Below are 2,012 nucleotides of genomic sequence, written 5' to 3'. Positions count from 1 at the left end.
AATTAGTAGTCTCGGGCAGGCTCGAACTGCCGACCTCTACATTATCAGTGTAGCGCTCTAACCAGCTGAGCTACGAGACTGTCTTTTTAGACTTACAGATCCTAGATGCTAGATACAAGACTTTTGCATTCGTCTTGGGTCTTGGCTCTGGGCTCTTGTATCTCTTTCCCTATACTAATTTCTAGTGGGTTTGTATTTTTTATATATAGCAACCAAATAAAAAACTAAAGCTTCTCTTTAAGTAAGTACATGGACACATTGTGTCCTTATTTGTTTAACGTTCTTCAACGCTCTAAAATGAGATGTTCCAGCCGCACCTTCCGGTACGGCTACCTTGTTACGACTTAGCCCTAGTTACCTGTTTTACCCTAGGCAGCTCCTGTTACGGTCACCGACTTCAGGTACCCCAGACTTCCATGGCTTGACGGGCGGTGTGTACAAGGCCCGGGAACGTATTCACCGCGCCATGGCTGATGCGCGATTACTAGCGATTCCAGCTTCATAGAGTCGAGTTGCAGACTCCAATCCGAACTGAGACCAGCTTTCGAGATTTGCATCACATCGCTGTGTAGCTGCCCTCTGTACTGGCCATTGTATTACGTGTGTGGCCCAAGGCGTAAGGGCCGTGATGATTTGACGTCATCCCCACCTTCCTCTCTACTTGCGTAGGCAGTCTCACTAGAGTCCCCAACTTAATGATGGCAACTAGTGACAGGGGTTGCGCTCGTTGCAGGACTTAACCTAACACCTCACGGCACGAGCTGACGACAACCATGCAGCACCTTGAAAATTGTCCGAAGAAAAGCCTATTTCTAAGCCTGTCAATTCCCATTTAAGCCTTGGTAAGGTTCCTCGCGTATCATCGAATTAAACCACATAATCCACCGCTTGTGCGGGCCCCCGTCAATTCCTTTGAGTTTCATTCTTGCGAACGTACTCCCCAGGTGGCTAACTTATCACTTTCGCTTAGTCTCTGAACCCCAAAGCCCAAAAACGAGTTAGCATCGTTTACGGCGTGGACTACCAGGGTATCTAATCCTGTTCGCTCCCCACGCTTTCGTCCATCAGCGTCAGTTGTTGCTTAGTAACCTGCCTTCGCAATTGGTGTTCTAAGTAATATCTATGCATTTCACCGCTACACTACTTATTCCAGCTACTTCAACAACACTCAAGACCCGCAGTATCAATGGCAGTTTCACAGTTAAGCTGTGAGATTTCACCACTGACTTACGAGTCCGCCTACGGACCCTTTAAACCCAATAAATCCGGATAACGCTTGCACCCTCCGTATTACCGCGGCTGCTGGCACGGAGTTAGCCGGTGCTTATTCGTATAGTACCTTCAGCTAGATACACGTATCTAGGTTTATCCCTATACAAAAGAAGTTTACAACCCATAGGGCCGTCGTCCTTCACGCGGGATGGCTGGATCAGGCTTTCACCCATTGTCCAATATTCCTCACTGCTGCCTCCCGTAGGAGTCTGGTCCGTGTCTCAGTACCAGTGTGGGGGATCACCCTCTCAGGCCCCCTAAAGATCGTAGACTTGGTGAGCCGTTACCTCACCAACTATCTAATCTTGCGCGTGCCCATCTCTATCCACCGTAGTTTTCAATATCAAGTGATGCCACTTAATATATTATGGGGTATTAATCTTCCTTTCGAAAGGCTATCCCCCTGATAAAGGCAGGTTGCACACGTGTTCCGCACCCGTACGCCGCTCTCTAGATTCCGAAGAATCTATACCGCTCGGCTTGCATGTGTTAGGCCTCCCGCTAGCGTTCATCCTGAGCCAGGATCAAACTCTCCATTGTATGTTTGTCTGACTCACTCAAAGTTTGACGCTTTAGTTTTTCCTTACTTGGTTGTTATATTGTATGTCAATGATCTTTATATCTTTCGCTTTTTAATGAAGCACTCTCTCTGTCAGTGGCGCTCCATATTTGCGAGTGCAAAAGTAAAACTTTATTTCGTAATGACCAAATGTTTTCGAAAGAAAATTTAAAGTTTATTT

Annotated in this window: 1 tRNA gene and 1 rRNA gene; both read right to left on the bottom strand. The window is 46.8% G+C overall.

The window, feature by feature from the left end:
- Positions 1–6: 6 nt before the first annotated feature.
- Positions 7–80: transfer RNA gene (locus MP477_RS22650), tRNA-Ile, on the bottom strand.
- Positions 81–295: 215 nt separating this feature from the next.
- Positions 296–1,812 (bottom strand): 16S ribosomal RNA (locus MP477_RS22645).
- Between the last annotated feature and the right edge of the window lie 200 nt (positions 1,813–2,012).

The organism is Chryseobacterium sp. WG23 (genome assembly GCF_024586575.1).
Taxonomy (GTDB): Bacteria; Bacteroidota; Bacteroidia; order Flavobacteriales; family Weeksellaceae; genus Chryseobacterium.
Note: the sequence above shows the minus strand (reverse complement) of the source record. Positions and strands in the feature narration are given on the sequence as shown.